Source organism: Azospirillum sp. HJ39 (genome assembly GCF_041507355.1).
In the GTDB taxonomy this organism is placed as follows: Bacteria; Pseudomonadota; Alphaproteobacteria; order Azospirillales; family Azospirillaceae; genus Azospirillum; species Azospirillum thiophilum.
In genome coordinates, this window is record NZ_CP167914.1 from 132338 (window position 1) to 150264 (window position 17927).

A 17927-nucleotide genomic window follows, 5' to 3' on the forward strand; every position below is an offset into this window, starting at 1 on the left:
CAGACACAGGCCGGATTCCCGACGATCATCTAAATCGAATCAAGCAGAGATTTGGCATATTTTTCGAAGCTGTGCTTCTCGATGTATGAGTTTCGGACGTCCGATATTCTTTTTTCAAAGGCTCCCTGACCGTGCATTTCCAGAATCTGCTCGGCGATAAGGGGTGGGCTCAAAATATCGGGGATGCGCCGGATATAGTCCGGCGCTTCGATCGATGCGGCGATGCCGTTGTTGGTCACCGTCGGCAGGCCAGCCATGGCGCATTCGGCGACCGCGCCGCTCCCCTGACCGAAACCGATCTTCCGCAGTTGGATGCCGCAATCGGCCGCCAGAAGGAACTTCCGGTAGAGGTCGTCCGGGGCATAGTCCCCGAAGAAATGGACCGCACGCTCGACGCCGCAGAACTCCGCGTCCCGAACCAGCTTGTCCTTGAAGTCCGGATCGAGGCCGCCGACGAAGTAAAGGTCGGCCGGGATGTTCCAGTCATGCAGTTCGCCAAGGGCGAAGATGCACTCGGTCGCCCCCTTCAAGGGGGATACAGAACCGAAGGTCGCCAGCGACAGCCTGTTCGCCGACAGCCCCAGTTCGGAGCGGACCGCCCGGCGGGCATCGGGCTCCAGTTCCCTGTCCTCGAACAGCGGTGACGTGGCGAAAGGGATGTACAGGGGCTGGCGCCGGTAACGGGTGACGATCTCCTGCATGAAGCCGGGATGATGGACGATGATGTCGGCGGCTGAATCGATCACGTCGCCAAGGAACAGGTCGGGAAGGGTCCGCTGATCCCCAAGCCAGAGCTGCAGGTCCTGCTCGCTGACCTCGCGCCCGAACAGGCGTTGCGCCAGACGGCAGAACGCCGGCGTCCGCCCACCCATCGTGGTGTAATAATATTCGAACAGACGAGAATCATGGATGATCGCCGAGCCGCCATTCTCCAGAAGTTGTTTGAGGATCGGCGTATGGAAATGCGAATTTCCGATCACGAAATAGGTGCGGTCATATTGGCGTTGGTCGATCCGTTCGGCCACCGGCAGCAGCCGGACACCGGGAAGCGGTGGGGCATCCTTCGGCGTCACCTCGCAGTACACATCCACATCGGCATGGCGCGAAAGCGCCTTGACCGTGCTGAAGCTGTATGCCGCGACCCCGCTCCGCTGCGGGGGCCACGGCGTCGCGAAGGCCAGGCGCGGGCGCGCCCGGCGCAGCGGGGCCGGTCCGAAGGTGGAGGTGGTGGCAGAGGTGCGGGGGGCAGTCCGCCGCGAGGTTTCGATGGCTGTGCCCAGTGCCGACCAGAAACGGTCGCCCACGGCCGACGGGCGGAAGCGGTCGATGTGCGTGCGCTGCCGTGCGAGCAACCGCCTCCGCCCCGCGGCATCCAGCCTGGCGATGGACGTGAGTTTCGCCAGGGCATCGCCGGCGTCGGTGCGACTGAAGATCGCTTCCGGTGTGGAAACCAGTTCCAGATGGGCTTCGCAGTCCGACACCAGGGCGATCGATCCCGCCGCGATGGCCTCGACCACAGGCAGGGAGAACCCCTCGATCAGTGAAGCGACCACCGTCGCCAGGCTGCCCCGGTAGATCGCCGCCAGATCCGCGTCCAGGATATGCGGCAGGAAGATGATACCGTCCGATCGGCCGCCGCAGTCGCGGTAGCGCGCGGTCAGGGCTTCGCGCATGACGAAGGGATATTGCCCACCGACGACCAGCGGCACGGCGTCCGCTTCGGCCGTGGCCGCATACCGCCCGGCCATCTCGACGACGAGGTCCGCGTTCTTCCGGGGATCGCCGCCACCGACGAAGGCGATGTAGCGGCCGGGCTCAAGACCGAAAGTCCGGAGGATGGCGGCGGCCCTGTCATCCCCCACGGTGCAGGCCGAGTAGAAGTCGTCATGCACACCGACCCCGGTCACCGCGATCGACCCGGACGGGACTTTGCATATGTCCGCCAAGCGCCGGCCCGAATATTCGGAAATCGGGAAAAACAGGTCGAAATCGCGAAGGCCGTCGATCTGCCGGCAATAATCGTCGATGGCGTCCTTGCTGCCCAGATAGCCGTAATGGTCCCAGGGAATGAAATCGTAGATCAGCGAGGCACGGACCAGGGGAGTTCCGACATGCGGCTTGGCGGCGAAGTCGGTGCTGTCGGTCATCGGGGACAGGGACACGATCGACGCCGTTCGGTCCAGGTCCCGCGGAAACCTGAACATGACGCGGTCGAACAGAGCCGCGTATTCCGGCGGCAGGGGCGGCAGGTCGCGCGAGCAGCAGGCGACCGAAAAATAATTCCCTTCCGGAGGCCGGACACAGATGCTTGAGGAATGACGTCCGACACCGCGGTATTGATAATTCGGATCCTGAAGACAGCGAGCGTCGAAGAAAATACTGTGCTTTTCCATTTCAAGCGATCTATCGATATTATCGGGCACGCACTAGCGGAGAGAGGGCGGAGGAAGCCGCACCTGGATCTCTGGCCGGATCGCAGGCCGGATTGCCCACGCGCCGGCGCCAATACTCCAGGATATCCCCGATTGTGTCTGTCCATGCATGTGTCGGCGCCCAGCCGAGCAGTTCGCGTGCGCGGTTGGCGTTGCCCAGGACCAGCGGAGTCTCGCTCGGGCGCATCCGCGTCTCGTCGGTTGCCACCTCGATGGGAATGCGGGCCATGCCCAACAGGTCGTCCAAGACCGACCGGATGGACCGCGGCACGCCGGAGGCGACATTGAGCACGATCCCGTTGGGCAACTGGCCGGCACGGTCGACGATCCTGCAATAGGCATCCGCCACGTCCCGGGCGTCGAGGAAATCCCGCTCGCTTTCCAGGTTGCCGACACGCATGATCGGCGGTTGGAGGCCACGTTCGATCCGGGCGATCTGGGCTGCAAAGGCGGACACCGCAAAGTCTTCCCGCTGCCCCGGCCCGATGTGGTTGAACGGCCGTGCCCGCACGACCCTCAACCGGTCGGATGCCAGTTGCCCGACCGCCAGATCGGCCGCGATCTTGGTGCAGGAATAAAGGTTCGTCGGATCGGGAAGCGTGGTTTCGTCGACCGCGCGGCCACCCTGGAACGCCCGGCCATAGACCTCGGAACTGCCGACGAACAGGAAGCAGCCGCCCGGTCGGTGGCGGGCCAGGGCCTCGGCCAGACGCAAGGTGCCGAACAGGTTGATCTGCCAGGCCCGGTCGGGTGCCGACGCGACCGCAGCCAGGGTCGAGACGCCGGCCAGATGGACGATGTGGGTCGGCAGCACCTGCCGCACCACCTCGTCGATCCGGTCGCCGTCGGCGATGTCGAGCTGGACGGAATCGACGGCTCCCGACACGGCGTCCGGCGTCGCATCCGGCAGGGTGCCATCGTTGTTCACCCGGCTGCAGGCGATGACCTTTCCCCCGTCCGGGAGATGGCGCAGCAGGGCTTCCACCAGGTGCCGGCCGACAAACCCGGCGGCGCCGGTCACCATGATGCGGGGGCTTTCCCCTTCCGGTAGGGACCGGAGCTTATCCACGATGCACACCCTCACATTTACCGGGACAGGCTGTCTTACTGCACCAGACAGGCTGTCCGCGCCAGACCGCTTTTCGGGAGCGTCCGGTTTTCAGATGATCTCGATTTCGGGGAATGGGATGATCATCTTGCCGCCTCGTGCGAAGAATGCCTGCTCTCGCTGGACGACGCCTTCCTTGAAGTGCCATGGCAGCAGCAGGAAATAGTCCGGCTTCATGGCATGCGCTTCGGCTTCGGAGATGATCGGGATGTGGGTGCCGGGTGTGTAGGCACCGAACTTGTCCGGGTTCACCTCGGCGATGGCGACCAGTTCCTTCTCCGTCAGGCCGCAGAACTGGAGGACCACGTTGCCCTTCGTCGAGGCGCCATAGCCCAGCACCTTCTTGCCGTCCGCCGCCAGAGACTGCAGCAGGCGCGTCAGGTCGGCCCGGTGGCGGAACACCCGGGCCTCGAAGTCACGGTAGGGGACCGGGGTGTTCAGCCCCATCCGCTCTTCCTGCTCCAGCAGCCAGTTGATCACCGCCTCGTTGCGCCGGATCGGATTGCCGCGCCTGGCCGCCGTCACCGCGAAGCTGCCGCCGTTGACGCCGTTCATCTGCACATCCACCACCCGCATGTCCGCCTGGCGCAGGATGTATTCGATCGTTCCCAGCGAGTAGTATTCAAGATGCTCGTGGCAGATCGTGTCGTACGACACCGTGCGCAGCATCGACGGCATGTAGCTCTGCTCGAAGTGCCACAGCCCGTTCGGCTCCAGAGCGTCGTGAACCTCGCGGGCAAAGCGGATCGGATCGTCAAGGTCGTAGAACATGGCGATCGAGGTGATCACCCGCGCCGGCCGGTCGCTTGCCCGCCGGAACGCCTCGGCCGAGAAAAAGTCAGCCACCAGGGTGATGTCCTCGGGGTAGAAGGCCTTGAACTTCAGCCCGGTCGGATCGATGCCGATCCGCTTCAGACCGGCCGTCCGGTAGGCCTTGAGCGAGGTCGCGTCGTTGGAGCCGATGTCCAGAACCACGTCGCCAGCCGAAACCCCGGCAAAAGCCTCCAGGTTCTGGATCTTCTGCGTCAGGTGGCGCACCATCGACTGGTTAAGACCAGAACGGTAGCCGTAATTCTCGCCGTACATCTCCCCGGCGTCATAGGAATGCGCCAGTTGCAGCAGACCGCTGTCCGGGCACCACACCAGTTCCAGAGGCCCCCGCGTGACCGGAATGCTCTTGGAATGGGGGAAGACGCCGGTCAGTTCCTGCCGCCCAAGGTCCAGGACCGAAACAAGGTGATCGCTTCCGCTGATCCGGCACTTGTCTATCCGCTTGTATCCAACGTTTTCCACAAAAGCCGCCTTCGGTTGTCAATGCGCGCTGCGCAGCCTGCCAAAAATCTCAAGACCACTCAAAAAAAACGTCACGATGGCTGAAGGCTTCCCTGTTACCGATAACGCACAGGAAAGCTCGGCACCATTGGCGCGACTGCCATTCCGTAGCATATCGATCAGCCTGCACTTTTCTGTCATTCCGGGTTCCCGCACAAACCGGACGCCTGATTCGTCAATAGATAAATTCAATATACTGGGAAAATTTTTGTTTTATCCAAAAATTAATTGGGAATTACTTTATCTTTTCATTTTAATTTATTCAAGAAAGAGAATGGAAAGCAACAATCGAAGGTGTCATTTGTCAGGCAATGCATCAGGACCACTTCGATCTACTCTTATTCCACACATCTAACGAAGCAATCATCTGCATGCAATAAAATACTGGAATTGGAGCCAACGGCGCACTTCACGAAGCATTTGAAATGTTTGCTTAACTGATTTTCCAGACAGGATGGTGTGCTTTCTGCATCAAGTCGGGAGCATCCTTTCTGACGCCCGGAAAGCGATTGGGCCAGAGCTGGCAACAAGTTGACTTGTTCGTATATCTTTGGTAATAAATTTGATAATTTCCAAAAAGGTCGGAAAATGATCTGCTATATCAAAATTAATATTCGATATGGTTCAGAATTTAATCTAGGAAGTTTATGTTTTTCCGTGCAGATGTTGATCGAATTTTTTTCGAACATCTATGAGTGCATCGGAATTGTCGGGGAAGACAGGCTGCCCGGGATATCCGCTTTTCCCTTCCCCTTGCGCAGGATTGAGGACGGCCCCATCCCGGGCAGGCCGTTTCTTGTTTTCGACCCATGCCCATTCGATCCTGTTTCTGGTACGGTCTGGGGTTTTCTTGCCCAAGCAGCCGCTTCGATCGCCTACATCGATCCCGTGAACCTCATGCGTGAAGCGGGCGGTGGTTACCATGCCACGCTGAGCGGAATAACGATGCTGCGTCGCTATGACGCCCTGCTAACCGGCCAACCCGCGGCTGGAGAGGTGGAGAGCCAATTGCGCCGGATCCTCGGACCGGCCATACCTCCGGTCCATCCGGTACCGATGACCGCGCGATCCACGGTGGAAAGGATGTCGGGCCGCCCGGTGCCGGGACTGGATGGAGGCCGTATCCTACTGCTCGTTGGCTTCGACGAGACGCAAGCCTTCGAAGCCTCTTTCCTCTCCGCGATCGGCCAGATCGAGGTCCGGCACGGAACGCCCATCGTCGCCGTCATCGTCGTCGGGGATTCGCTGCCGGAAACGCCTAGGCAGGCACCGTCGGCCACCCCTGTCCACGTTACAACGCACCGGCTCGCCAACCCGGAACCGGAAGAATGGGCCTGGCTGCTGGACCAAGCTGCGGCGGTGGTCGTGCCCGCGGCGACCCCGGACCATCTCGTCGCCGCAGCCGAGGCGGCAGCCCGAGGCAGGCGCCTGATCCTCCAGGGACCGCCGGGGCCGTGGGTGGAGACGCAGATCGCCGGCCCGAACATGCCGATCCCCGACATCCAGAGCGCCGACCTCGCCGACGCAGCCGTCCTGGCCGCCTGCCTGCGTACCGCGCTCAATACCGCACAGTCCGCTCCCCCCACTCCCATGACGGGGTCCGGCGCAGCGGAGCGGACCCCGGCCGTCCTGATGAAAACGGTCGAACGCATCCTGCAGCGCCCAACCGCCCAACCCACCGGGACCGACGCCGAGGTTCGGGAACTGGAACTGGCGACCTATCTGGGGAGCGACCCGGCCATCGACGCCCTGGTCGGCGGCATCGAACGAGGCCTGCCCGACACGGTGCGGCTGACCGTCTACACCCCGGACGGGGAGAGCCGTGCCGGACTGGGACCGGCAACCAGCATCCGCCCCTTCTCCGCCTACACGGCGTTCGGCCGGCACAGCCGGGTGCTCTGTGCGATGAGCGCCACGACAGTGCCGGATTTGTCGTCGACTTCGCCATGGCGGTGCGCCCCAGCCTGCTGCTGCGGGACGGCTATATGCTCGATTACTGGCGCGGCCGTCTGGAAAAGCCGAAACTCGACGCATTCATCGACCGCGTCTGCCGCCGGATGGTCGACGCTGCGACCATCGACGCCTGGGAACACCATTCCATGCCGGTCTCCCGCAGCTTCCTGGAACCGATCGCCGATGGCACCCCCCGGATCCTGGTGCACGGCGTGGACGTCGCCCGGCGCCTGTCGGCCGAACTGCATCGGCCGGTCGCCGGCCTTTCAGCCCTGCCATCCCAGCGCCTGGAAGCGGAAGAACTGACGCCGGCCTTTATCGCGATGACGCGCGCCCGGCTCGGCGTCCCTCCCGGCTGCGCCCTGATCGTCAGCTTCTCCCCTCCCTCGCACCTGACCGCGCTGGAGGAAACCCTCTGGGCTGTCCATCTGCTCCAGCACTGGGGAGTGCCGGTCCAGTGGCACATCGCCGCCGCCTGCGAACCGGGTGTCCAACCCTTCATCCAGCACATGCTGGACCGCCTGCACTTGTCCGGGATGGTCATCTGCCATGGCGATGCGCCGGCGCCGGACACGATACGCCAGTATCTGATCGCGGCGGATGTCGGGCTGCAGCTCAGCAAGGTTGCCTTCGGGCGGTTCGCCGGGGGGTTGGTCGACTGCATCGCCGCCGGCATGCCGAGCGTCGCCAATGCCGAACTCGCCGCATCCGCCGACGCGCCGCAGGGCGCCGTCCTGCCTGTGAGCGACATGCTGAGTTCCCTTGAGGTTGCCCTCGCCCTGAGGCGTACGATCGAGGCCGGCCCCATCGGTGACCGCGCCGAACGGCTCCGGGCCTATGCCGGGGAGCGGACGGCGTCCGCCTACACCCAATCTCTTCTCTCTCACCTGGCACGGGCGCGATGACAGTGACGGCGGCGGCCCTCGATGCCGATCTGATCGGCTCCCTGCTCTACGGCCGGATCTGGCTCGACCTGACAGAAACGACCAGCAGCTTCCACCGGACCGGCATCCAGAGGACGCTGGCCCAGATGATCGCGACGGCGTCCGACCGCGGTCGGCTCGTACCCTTCACCGTGGCACCGGACGGCATGGTGGTCGTGCACGACCATGCCCTGCTCGACCTGCTCGCCGACGAGCTTTTCGCAGCGGACGATTTTGGAACGGTCAGCGCCAGAATCGCGGAACTGACCGCCCGCCCCCTCTGCCGGGTCGGCCGCGATACCCTTCTCTCCGCACGCGCGGTGGTCAACATCGAGGTCTTCTACAACACCGTCCGCGCCGAGTTCTACGCCCACCTGACCAGGCGGATGCGCGAACGGGTCTTCTTCCTCATCTACGACATCATCCCGATCGGGCAGCCCAACCACTTCAAGAACCATCTGCCCTTCGCGATGGAGTATTTCCGCTTCTGCCTGAGCGTGGAAAACATCGCGACGATCTCCTCCTTCACCCGGGACCAGGTTATCGCCGTCATGGGACGGCGCGACACAGACAACATCCGGATCGTCACTCTGGGCAGCGACACCTTCGGCACGGTGCTGCCGCTGACTCCGGCGCAGCAGGCCGCCGATCGGCCGGGCACCCCGCTGTTCACCGTCGTCGGCACGGTGACGGACCGCAAAGGGCACCTGCTCGTCCTCCGGACTTTCCGCTCCCTCTGGGACGAAGGCGCCGACGTTGCCCTCGCCTTCCTCGGCAACCCGGATGGCGCCACCTCCGACGACCTCTTCGAGGCGATGGAGGAGGACGGGCGCGATCCCAAGCGCTTCCGCTGGGTCCGGGCTCCGGGCGACGCGGACATCCGCGACGCCCTGGCCTCATCCTGGGGCACGGTCTATGTCAGCGACGGCGAAGGATTCGGACTGGGGCCGCTGGAAAGCCTCCAGGCCGGCGTCCCGACCATCGTGCGGTCCGACTACCCGTCCCTGGCGGACATCCCGCCGCGGGGACAAATCCGCGTTCCGCCCCATGACGCGGCGGCCTTGAAAGCCGCGGTGCTGTCGCTGCTGGACCGGGAGGTCCATCATGCGACGAAGGTGGAACTGGCCGACCTGACGCTCAAGACCTGGACGCAGTTCGGACAGGATCTGAACGGCTGGATCGAGGAACGATCGGCGCCGGTCCAGCCCGTCGACGATCTGGGGTTCGGGGCGATAGCGGCCGGCGGATTGCACTCCGCATCGCTGCGGGCTTGCCGCGACCTGCTGTTCGGCACCGCCAACGCCTTCGCCAAGGCCGCGCTGGACCTGAGCCTCGACCTCGAGGGCTGGTACGGCTCGGGCCGGCTGCGCCGGCTGGTCGATCTCAATTCCGCTTCGCCTCCGCTTCTGGTTGCCGACCTCGTCCATCACAGCGTCGCAACCGGCATGAGCGACCGGCGGGCGGGCGTCCGAACCCTGCTGACCTGCCTGGCCCTGACATCGGGACGGGCGGGCGGGCCCGGCGCGGACCGCATCCATCACGACCTGCTCGCAGTCATCGCCGACGCTCCCGGCAACCGCAGCGCGATGCCGCCGCAACTCGACCGCCTGCCGGCCGAGATCGACCGGCTGAGCCGCCTCGACACACTTCCCGCCGAGGATTTCCCCACCGCCCTGGCCGGCGTCCTGGCCGGGAAGTCCCTGGACCTGGCGCTGTGGCGCAGCCTCTGCCTGTTCACCGGCAGTTCTTCCGGCACGCGCCGGCAGGCTCTGGTAAAGGGCCTGTTCACCGGTCCGGTGAGCCTGGAGGCGGATTGGGACCGCTGGATCGGGCTGTATGGCGCAGCGTCCATCGTCCTGTCCGATCCGGAATGGGGCAGGGCGCCGGCCGTCTGCAACGACATGCTCCTGCTGTCGTCCGTCGCCCCGCCGGCCCTGCGCGACCTGCGTCCGCGCGGCTCCGGCATCGAACGGCGCTTTGCCGATGCCTCGGCCCTGCGCGACACGGCGGGCGCCGCACAGGTCTTCGAAGCCCTGACGGGACGCAAGCCCGCCGCCGACCAGTCGGCCGCCATGCGGGATCTGCGCGAGGCCGGGGCATGTCGGGAGGCCCTGCTCGCCTTCATCGCCTCCCACTGGATGGGGCTTGGCCCGGACGCGCTGGAGGCTGTGCGCCTGACAGCGGCCAAGTCCGTCCTGATCAGGCTGCGGGACGCCGCCGCAGAAACCGGGACCGACGGCGGAGTGGACGCCGGGGCGTTCGTGTCCCTCTGCCACGCCAGCATCCTGCTGCGACACGCCGACGAGATGGACGCCGCGCATCATCTGGACATTCACCGCCGTCACTCCCCGTTCCAGGTCATCGAAGGTCTGATGCGCTCACCGGAGGCCCGGCAGACCTATGGCGACATGGCGGCGGCCGTGATCGACGCCAATCCGCGCCACAACGCCTTCCTGACCGCCCCGCTGATGCGCAGCGTCGAACGCCTGCTGGAGGCACCCGACGGGCAATTCACCGCCCTGTTCCACAAGCGGCTTCTGGGCCGGGCGGGCCGGGTCGACGAGATCGACGCCCTGAATGTCCGGCTTGCCCTGGGGGTGTCGCGGGAACGGCTGATCGCCGAAGTGATGGCGGGCATCGACTTCCGCGCCCGCCTCCTGCCCGATCCGGACGAGCCGGCCACCGTCCAGCGGCTCCTGGGGACGCGGCTTCTCGAACACTGCCGGAATGGCCTGCGCATGCTGGACGGGGAGGGGTTCACCGAGACCTGCTTCCTCCAGTTCCGCGGACGGCTTCCCACTCCGGAAGAAAAGGCCGCATGGCCGGTTTCCGGCGGGGCGGGCGGCTGGCGCGCGCTTGTGTGCGCCAGCCTCGCCTCCGACGACTGCACGGCGGTCTTTTCCGCCGACTGCATAGACCGGATCCGCCCACTGCTGGCCGACCGCCTCATCTCGCGGCCATCCCTGGTCAGGCGCGTCTCCTCGCTGCTGGCCATGGGCGAGGCGGACTTCGTCACCCGGCTGCACGAAACGCTTGCCGGCCGGCGGGCCGAACCAGCCGCCCGCAGCGCCCTGGCCTACCGCCTGTCGCTCGGCATGCCCCGGGAAACCGCGATGCTCCAAATCCTTGGGCGCCTTACCCCTGCGGCATCTCCCGGGGCGGAAAGCGGGCCGAACGCGACCTTCGTCGAACTCGTCGATGCGCTCGCCGTCGCCATCGCCCGACGGCTTCACCAGGCCCAGGCCGGCGGCACGAACGCCTATGTCGACGCCTGTTATCTGGCGGTGCTCGGCCGTCCGGCCAATTCCGACGGACGGAACGGTTACGCCGCGGTGATGCGCGACGAACCCAGGGCCGGCTGGCTGATGGTGGCGCAGCATCTCTGCCGGTCGTCCGAATGTGCCAGCTTCGCCGGCCCGTTCGCCCAGTCACGCCTGGTCCTCGTGATCGCGGCGCTGCTGACGGAACCGCACCGCACGGAAGCGCTGCTGGGACTTGCTGCCTCACCCTAGAGCGTGATCGGTTCAAGCGGAATCGCGTGAACCGTGTCTCACACGGAAAATCAGAAGCCTAAAGTCGGGACGGCCGCCGCACTGGCCACGGATATGCTGAAAAGACTGAGGGCGCCCCGGCAGGAGCGCCCGGATTGAGGAGCGGTCATGTGGGCGCAGGGTAAGGCACCGGCAAGGAAACGGATCTTCTGGTTGGGAATGCACGTCGTTCTGACCAGGACCGAGCTGCCGCGCCTGCGGGAGCTCGGCTATGAGGTCTTCAACCCACCCTACATCGCACCGGTCTACGATCAGTCGGCCAATCTCGACTGGGACGCCGAACAGCCGACCACCCTGCCGGAGGAGGTCTTCAGGATCCTGTCGACGACGAATTTCTTCTATGCCGATTTTTCTCCGAAGATCGTCGATATCCTGAACACCTATTTCGACGTGATCATCGTCACGATCACGCCGGTCTGGCTGGAGCCGGTCCTGCGGCATTTCCACGGCCCGATCATCTACCGCATCTACGGACAGCACGGCCACCTGTCGTCGGACATCGTCGACCGGAAGCTGTGGGCACGGCTGGTCAGCCACCCGAACTTCCACATCGTTCCGTTCTGCGACCAGGTGGTGGAGGACGAAGCCCCGTGGTTCCGTGCGCGGTGCGTATCGAGCGTTCCCTATTCCCTGCCGCTCGACACCTTCAAGCATCGCGACACCTGGCTTTCGCACGGGCACAGCCGGACCATCATGGTCAGCGTCCCCAACATCCACAACCCGTTCTTCAACAAGATGTACCAGCACTTGAACGCCGTCTATCCGGACCCTTTCATCCGGATCTACGGGGTTCAGCGCGCCGATGTCGGCGACCCGCGGGTGGTGGGAAGTCTGGACCGCGCGATGCTGATCCGCCATTTCCAGCAGGCGGCCGGCTATTTCTACTCCTACCGGGACAGGAACGTCTGCTATCTGCCGCCGATCGAAATGATGACGGTGGGCGGGCCGGTCCTGTTCGCGCCGGGCTCACTCCTGCACCGTTTCTTCGGCTGCGACACGCCGGGCCTGGGCAAGACCCCCGACGAGACCCGCACTAAGATGCAGTGGCTATGTCAGGGGGATGCGCCCTTCGTCCACGAGATCCTTGCCTCGCAGACCGAGGTTCGCAAGCTCTACGACCCGGACCATGTCAACCCACGGTTCGACGAGGTGATGCAGGCGCTGCTCGACAGCGCTCCGCCGTCGCCGGTTCCGCCGTTGAGCATCCGTGCCGGGGACGTGTCGGCAGCGGACCGCTTCGGCGCAGCCGGCGAGCCGGTCATCGCGTGCCTGGGTCATCTTCACCCCTCCGGCACCGGCTTCTGGGCGGAAGTCCCCCATGCGGATCAGGTGCGGGAACAGCTCCGCCTGCTGGTCGACACACTTCTGGCGGAAACCTCCTGCCGCCTGATCCTGACCAGCTATGCCAGCGACCTGCCGACGCTCTGCGACCGGTACAGCGGAGCAGTGGCCGAGGGGCGGCTGGCCTTCCATGCCATCGACCATGAGCAGCTCGATGGTAGACAGGATGCCGTGGAAGACCGGACGGACGCGGTGGCCCTGATGCTGGAGACCGTCGTCGGGATCGATCCCGGCACGACGCCGGCGACGGAACGGCTCACCGACGCCCTGTTCCGCCTGCGCTGCCTGCAGCGGCTCGTCGACGATCCGGAGGTTGCCGCCGTCGTGGTGCCGGGGGCGGGGCTGTTCCCCGAAGCCGTATCGCTCTCCAAGCCCTCGATCCTGTTCCTGCCACAAGCCATCGCCACCCTTTCCGCCGCGACGGCCTCCCCGGCCGTCAGGCTGCAGACCGCCCTTCTCGCCCGTCGGGCCATCCTGCTGTTGACCGATGCGCGGGGCATGGTGGACTGGCTCGCCCACCAGCTCGACCTGCCGCCGGCACGGGTTGCCTGGGTGCCGCTGTGCGGGGCCGATTCTCCCCTGGATGGTTTCCTGGAGCAGATTTCCGGCACGGCACCCTTCCTGTATGCGCCGACCAGCGGCTCCAACCTCGACGAGCAGGCCCTGCTGCTGGCTGCCTTCAGCCTTCTTCTCGAAACGCACCCCACCGCCCGCCTGCTGGTCGGGGCTTCGTCGCCGGCGGTCGAGGCCGAGGCAAGACAGGTGGCGGCGCGGCTGGGGGTGGAGGGAAGCGTTCTGTGGCTGTCCGTGGCCGATAACCGGCTGGAGCGCCTGCTGTTCGAAAAGGCCGCCGCACTGTGCATCGGCTCCAGGCAGGGCGCGGGGGGCTTTGCAGGATCGTCTGAAGCACCGGGCCATCGGAAGGCGGCAGCCGGTATCCGGACCGTCGGGCTGGGCATTGCGGGCGGAGACATCGACATGCTGGCGGACGCTCTCCTGGCCGCGCTCCGGGCGGCACCCGGAGCATCCCCCGATCCCATATGGCCGGAAAGCGACCAATCGGTTCCGCCGCACGGAGACGGCGTAGCCCGGCTTCTCCAGGCCATGCGTCCACCGGACGGCGGCCGGACCGATGCGGGTTGAGGGCATGGCGATGACGCGACGCAAGCCGACCGGCCTCTTCGTGAATACGGAAAAGGCGAATTGCAGCATTTATAAATCGGCCTGATGGTGTACCGGGCGCTTGCCCAAGGCTCCGACTGGACGCTCGACTATGCGGAGATCGATCAACTCGACGTCGCGGCGCTCCATGACCTCAGGCTGGAGGCGAAGCCGGGGGCCGGCCTGCAGCCGAAGCCCGCCGAGGCCTATGATTTCTGGGTCTTCAACTACCATCACCTGACAATGCGGGGGGCGGCCCTGCTGGATTCCGGCCGGCTGCGCCTGCTGGGCGGCCTCAAGTTCTGCATCGTCCTCGAGGTCGCCCGCGATGACGCATTCGTCCACGCGCCGCGCGGGGATTTCGACGGCTATCTCGTGCTCGATCCCACCATCGGCGATACGGATCCCGCAGTCCATCCCTTCCCGCGTCCGCTGGAAGCCGTGACGCCATCGGCCCGGCCGGTGGAGGCCGGGCTGCCCGTCATCGGCAGCTTCGGTTTCGGAACGCCGGGCAAGGGCTTCGAGATCGTCGTCGACGCGGTCAACCGTGAGTTCGACCGCGCGGTCATCCGCATCAACATCCCCCCCGCAACCTACGCCGACGACTATTTTTTCGGCCTGCATGGCCGGAATTACGCCGAATATCTGGGCGACCTCTGCAACAGCGTGGCAAAGCCCGGCATCGAGGTCCGCGTTTCGCACCGGTTCTTCACCAAGGAGGAGTTGGTGGAATGGTGCGCGGGAAACACGCTCAACTGCTTCATGTACACCCGGAACCAACCGGGGCTGGCGGCGACGACCGATCAGGCGGTGGCGTCCGGACGCCCGCTGGCAGTATCGACGAACGACACGTTCCGCCACCTGCACCGCTACATCACCCCATATCCCTACCGCTCGCTGCGCAAATCCATTGCCCTCTCCGGAGCGGAGGTCCAGCGCATGCGGCGCGACTGGGCGCCGGAGCGCAACATCACTGCCTTCCGCAGCATCCTCGGCGATCATGGATTGCTCGACCGGAAGCCCGGAAGCGTCGGCAACCCATTCCCGGCACCCCACCCCCCGGCGGGCCGGGCCTGCGCGTGTCCGGAAGGCTGTCCCGCTCCCTCGCCGCCCTGCGCCGCCCCCGCATCCTGATGCTCGACATCTGCGACGACGGGTCGCCGCTGGAGGGGCTGGGTGGGCACGCCATCGAATTCATGCGCCAATCAGACCGTTTCACCTTCCTGCACGAGCGCTGCACCCGTTTGGCGACACTCGCCACGATCCTGCGCGCCCAGCAGGATTTGGACGCGCTCGTCATCGACGCCGGGTTCTGCCGAAACATCGAGGCGCTCGCCAGGATCCTGTCGGCGGTGGTCGGCGTGCACCGGTTCGGCTGCTGGCACGACCGGATCGAGGCGTTGGCGGGCTGGCCGCTGCTCCGGGGTCTGGACCATGTGCTGGTCACCGGCGGGCTGCCCGATCCCCGGAACGGTTCGCTGAGCTACATTGGCCGCATGGTGCCCGACCTGACCAACGTGAAACTGCCCCCCGGCGACCGGATGCGCGTCGGCAGCGTTCTGGCGGAGCCCGATCCCGGGACCGTCCGCCGGATCGTCGAGGTGGCATGCGGTCTCGGGCCATGCGAGATCGCCCTGATGCCGATCCTCGACGAGGCAGCGATGGGGCAGGTCGAGGCGGTCCTGGACAGCGTCCGCCCGCTTGCCAAGGCGGCTGGCATCACACTGGACCTGCTGCCACGAGCGGGGTCACAGGCCGCACTCTGCGACGTCTTCGCCACCAACAGCGTGAATGTCTTCGTCCATGGGACGGACCATGACGAGCGCCTCGCCCGCTGCATGGACCTTGCCCTGTCCGTCCAGCGGCCGCTGGCGACGACGGTCGACGGCGCCGGACGGCGCTTCGCCGGATCGCCGCTCGCCCTTGGCGAGCGGAGCCTCGCCGCCATTGCCCACGGAAACCTTTCCGGCCTCGCTCCATTCTGCAACGACTGGAGCGTCGGACGCTTCAGGATGCGGCTGGAGGCTGCTCTCAGCCCACGCTTCGGCTGGCCGGATCATGACCTGCATGCCCATGCGCCGCAAGGATGATGCCGGCGCATGGACATGTGGCTTTCATGGAAAGGCAATCCGGCCAAGCCAGGTCTTCATGCCCTTCGTCAAGCGCGCCTCCTTGCCGAGCGTCGCCAGATAGAGGAGATATTTTGCTTTGACGGAAAGGTCCATGGGATGCTCCGGCACCAGCACAAGCGGCTTGACCTCTCCGTCGCGCGGCCCGAAATCGACGCGCAGGGCGAAACGGATGAATGCCGCATCATCGAGCGACATCAGCATCTTGAAGAGCGAGCGGGACGGCAGCCTCGTCTGAAGCTCCTTATGCAGGAACACCTGCTTCGGATCGAACACGTCGATCTCGGCAAGGGCTTCCATGCATGCCAGCCACGGCTCGGGCTTGCGCTCCCGGTTGAAGGGACATGTCGCAATCTCCTTGATGATGAGTTTCCGCGCCTCCGGAGTCTGGCGGGGCACGAGCCAGTCCATATAGCCCTTCCTGAGGCTCTCTTCGGCGGGACGGTCCAGAAGGAGGTGAAAACACAGTTCCACGAAGTCCTCGATGTCCGCCTTCAGCAGAGCCCGGTACTTCTGCAGACACTCATCAAGAAGCGGGTCCACTGAACCCTGCTGGCTTGCCGCCTCTCCGGCATGGTTCGGGGAAAGATGGCCGCCGGGCACCGCATCGTAGGGAAGACCCGGATGTGCCCGGTAGAAGATGACCCCGCATATCCATCTCTGAAGTTCCTCGGCGCCACGGACCTGGATGAACTCCTCGCCGGAAGCTATGAGTAGAAAGAGGTCGAGCTTGTCCGGCGAGACCTTCTCTCCAATCCTGGACCAGCCGGCCATTTCGGAACCACGGGCCCTGCGCCCGAACAGTGCCAGGAAACAGGCATCGATAAAGGCCGGGCCATCCTGATCGACGATGCGGTGGATTGCCCGCGCGGCTTCGAAACGGTCCTGGAAGCCGGTTATGGGCGACGCCGCCAGGGAGTTCAGTGCGGAACCCTCCATGGAACCGTAAATCCAGCCGGCCGTTTTGCGGGCGACCTCGTCCCAGCCCGGCAGCAGGCTCCGGTCGATTTCCCGGCGCTTGGCCGCCACAGCTTCGGGATCGAGAAAGGCCCGCACGGCGGCGGTCAGCGTGTCGAAAGTGACGTCGATCGCCAGAAATCCGCCATGGGCGAACTCCAGGGCGGGAAGGCTTCTGGAGACGATTGCCGGGATGCCGGCGCGCAGGCCTTCGAGAACCGGCAAGCCAAATCCTTCCCCCACATACAGCAGCGCCGTTGCGTATCGGAGGATTTCGCACAGCTCCGCGTCGGAGGCGTGTTTTTCCCATGTGAACAAAGGCTGATCGCGGCACAGCGCATCCAGACGCTCCGCCTCCTCCGGACCGACAGCGCCGGCTTGACCGATGAAGGTCAGGCGGACCACTAGACCGGAGGCCCACATCGCCTCGAAAACATCGAGGACAAGGACATGGTTCTTGTGCGTGGCGACGGTTCCGACAACCACGAACTCCGGCCGCCGGTTGTCCGGGGTGCAGATCAAATCCTCGAATGCGTCCGAACCACCGCCGACGACGATCGGATTCCGCAAGCTCCGCCCCGCAAGGCGCAGCTCAAAGTCCCTTTGTGCTTTGCGTGAGGAGAACGCAATGTTTTCCAGACACTGCAGAACATGGAAATACCGATCCCCCCCTTCCATTCCAGACGATGGATCGGGGGCATGGCAGATGGCGTACAGCTTGCCCGGTCTTGTCGATAAGGCCTTGTCGTAGAATTCGATGTGATGCTCGCTGCAGGCCGGCCCAGGCAAAAGAATGCCGTCGCAGGCATCGAACTGGCTCTCCGTAATCGCCTCCAGGGGATGGTCGATGAACGCCGCCAGTTCCCGTGAAATCTCCGTGTCTCCGCTCTCATCGGTGCATTGGAAAAATTTTCCGATGAATTTCAGAACATCGAAAGAAATCATGTGCATGTCGGATTTCTTGTCGACCGCCACCGGAACGAGGATTTTGTCCTTCGGCCAGTTGTGCATCAACTCGATCATGGTTCTTTGGGCGCCGC

The 17927-nt window shown here is 64.9% G+C and carries 10 protein-coding genes; 6 read left to right on the forward strand and 4 right to left on the reverse strand.

The features are described from left to right. Positions 1-29: 29 nt before the first annotated feature. From ABMY26_RS35930 to ABMY26_RS35940, 3 genes are all read right to left on the reverse strand, one after another. Complete coding sequence (locus tag ABMY26_RS35930) at positions 30-2393, reverse strand: glycosyltransferase (protein ID WP_372400725.1); 2364 nt, start codon at positions 2391-2393, stop codon at positions 30-32. Positions 2394-2412: 19 nt separating this feature from the next. After that, positions 2413-3501 (reverse strand): SDR family NAD(P)-dependent oxidoreductase, encoded by a 1089-nt coding sequence (locus ABMY26_RS35935; protein ID WP_372400726.1) that lies wholly within the window; start codon positions 3499-3501, stop codon positions 2413-2415. Between the two features lie 90 nt (positions 3502-3591). Further along, entirely contained in the window at positions 3592-4833 is a 1242-nt protein-coding gene (locus tag ABMY26_RS35940) for a class I SAM-dependent methyltransferase (RefSeq protein ID WP_372400727.1), read from the reverse strand. Positions 4834-5460: 627 nt separating this feature from the next. Between ABMY26_RS35940 and ABMY26_RS35945 the strand changes: the two genes are divergently transcribed. The 6 genes from ABMY26_RS35945 (at position 5461) to ABMY26_RS35970 (ending at position 15891) form a co-directional block, all read left to right on the forward strand. Next, on the forward strand, positions 5461-7131 hold the full coding sequence (locus ABMY26_RS35945; protein WP_372400527.1) for a hypothetical protein: 1671 nt from the start codon (positions 5461-5463) through the stop codon (positions 7129-7131). Then, a complete protein-coding gene (locus ABMY26_RS35950; protein ID WP_372400529.1) occupies positions 7038-7730 on the forward strand; it encodes a hypothetical protein in 693 nt (230 codons plus the stop codon). The genes ABMY26_RS35945 and ABMY26_RS35950 overlap by 94 nt, the downstream gene beginning before the upstream one ends. Further along, the gene (locus tag ABMY26_RS35955) at positions 7727-11260 is read left to right on the forward strand and encodes a glycosyltransferase (protein WP_372400530.1); all 3534 of its coding nucleotides are present in this window, start codon (positions 7727-7729) and stop codon (positions 11258-11260) included. Before ABMY26_RS35950 ends, ABMY26_RS35955 begins: the two co-directional genes overlap by 4 nt. A gap of 198 nt (positions 11261-11458) precedes the next feature. Continuing rightward, positions 11459-13783 carry a hypothetical protein gene (locus ABMY26_RS35960; protein WP_372400531.1) on the forward strand — a complete coding sequence of 775 codons (2325 nt, stop codon included), beginning with the start codon at positions 11459-11461 and terminating at the stop codon, positions 13781-13783. Positions 13784-13867: 84 nt separating this feature from the next. Then, positions 13868-14935: a hypothetical protein gene (locus ABMY26_RS35965; RefSeq protein WP_372400532.1), complete on the forward strand. Its 1068-nt coding sequence runs from the start codon at positions 13868-13870 to the stop codon at positions 14933-14935. Next, positions 14881-15891, forward strand: a complete 1011-nt coding sequence (locus ABMY26_RS35970; RefSeq protein ID WP_372400533.1) for a hypothetical protein — start codon at positions 14881-14883, stop codon at positions 15889-15891. Before ABMY26_RS35965 ends, ABMY26_RS35970 begins: the two co-directional genes overlap by 55 nt. A 24-nt stretch (positions 15892-15915) precedes the next feature. Here ABMY26_RS35970 and ABMY26_RS35975 read toward each other — a convergent pair whose 3' ends face one another. Further along, the gene (locus ABMY26_RS35975; RefSeq protein WP_372400534.1) at positions 15916-17910 is read right to left on the reverse strand and encodes a glycosyltransferase; all 1995 of its coding nucleotides are present in this window, start codon (positions 17908-17910) and stop codon (positions 15916-15918) included. Positions 17911-17927: the final 17 nt, after the last annotated feature.

Coding starts and splice junctions, on each gene's coding strand:
- ABMY26_RS35955 (WP_372400530.1), top strand. CDS start 7,727: ATGACAGTGACGGCGGCGGCCCTCGATGCCGATCTGATCGGCTCCCTG.
- ABMY26_RS35945 (WP_372400527.1), top strand. CDS start 5,461: ATGATCTGCTATATCAAAATTAATATTCGATATGGTTCAGAATTTAAT.
- ABMY26_RS35960 (WP_372400531.1), top strand. CDS start 11,459: ATGCACGTCGTTCTGACCAGGACCGAGCTGCCGCGCCTGCGGGAGCTC.
- ABMY26_RS35930 (WP_372400725.1), bottom strand. CDS start 2,393: ATGGAAAAGCACAGTATTTTCTTCGACGCTCGCTGTCTTCAGGATCCG.
- ABMY26_RS35965 (WP_372400532.1), top strand. CDS start 13,868: ATGGTGTACCGGGCGCTTGCCCAAGGCTCCGACTGGACGCTCGACTAT.
- ABMY26_RS35975 (WP_372400534.1), bottom strand. CDS start 17,910: ATGATCGAGTTGATGCACAACTGGCCGAAGGACAAAATCCTCGTTCCG.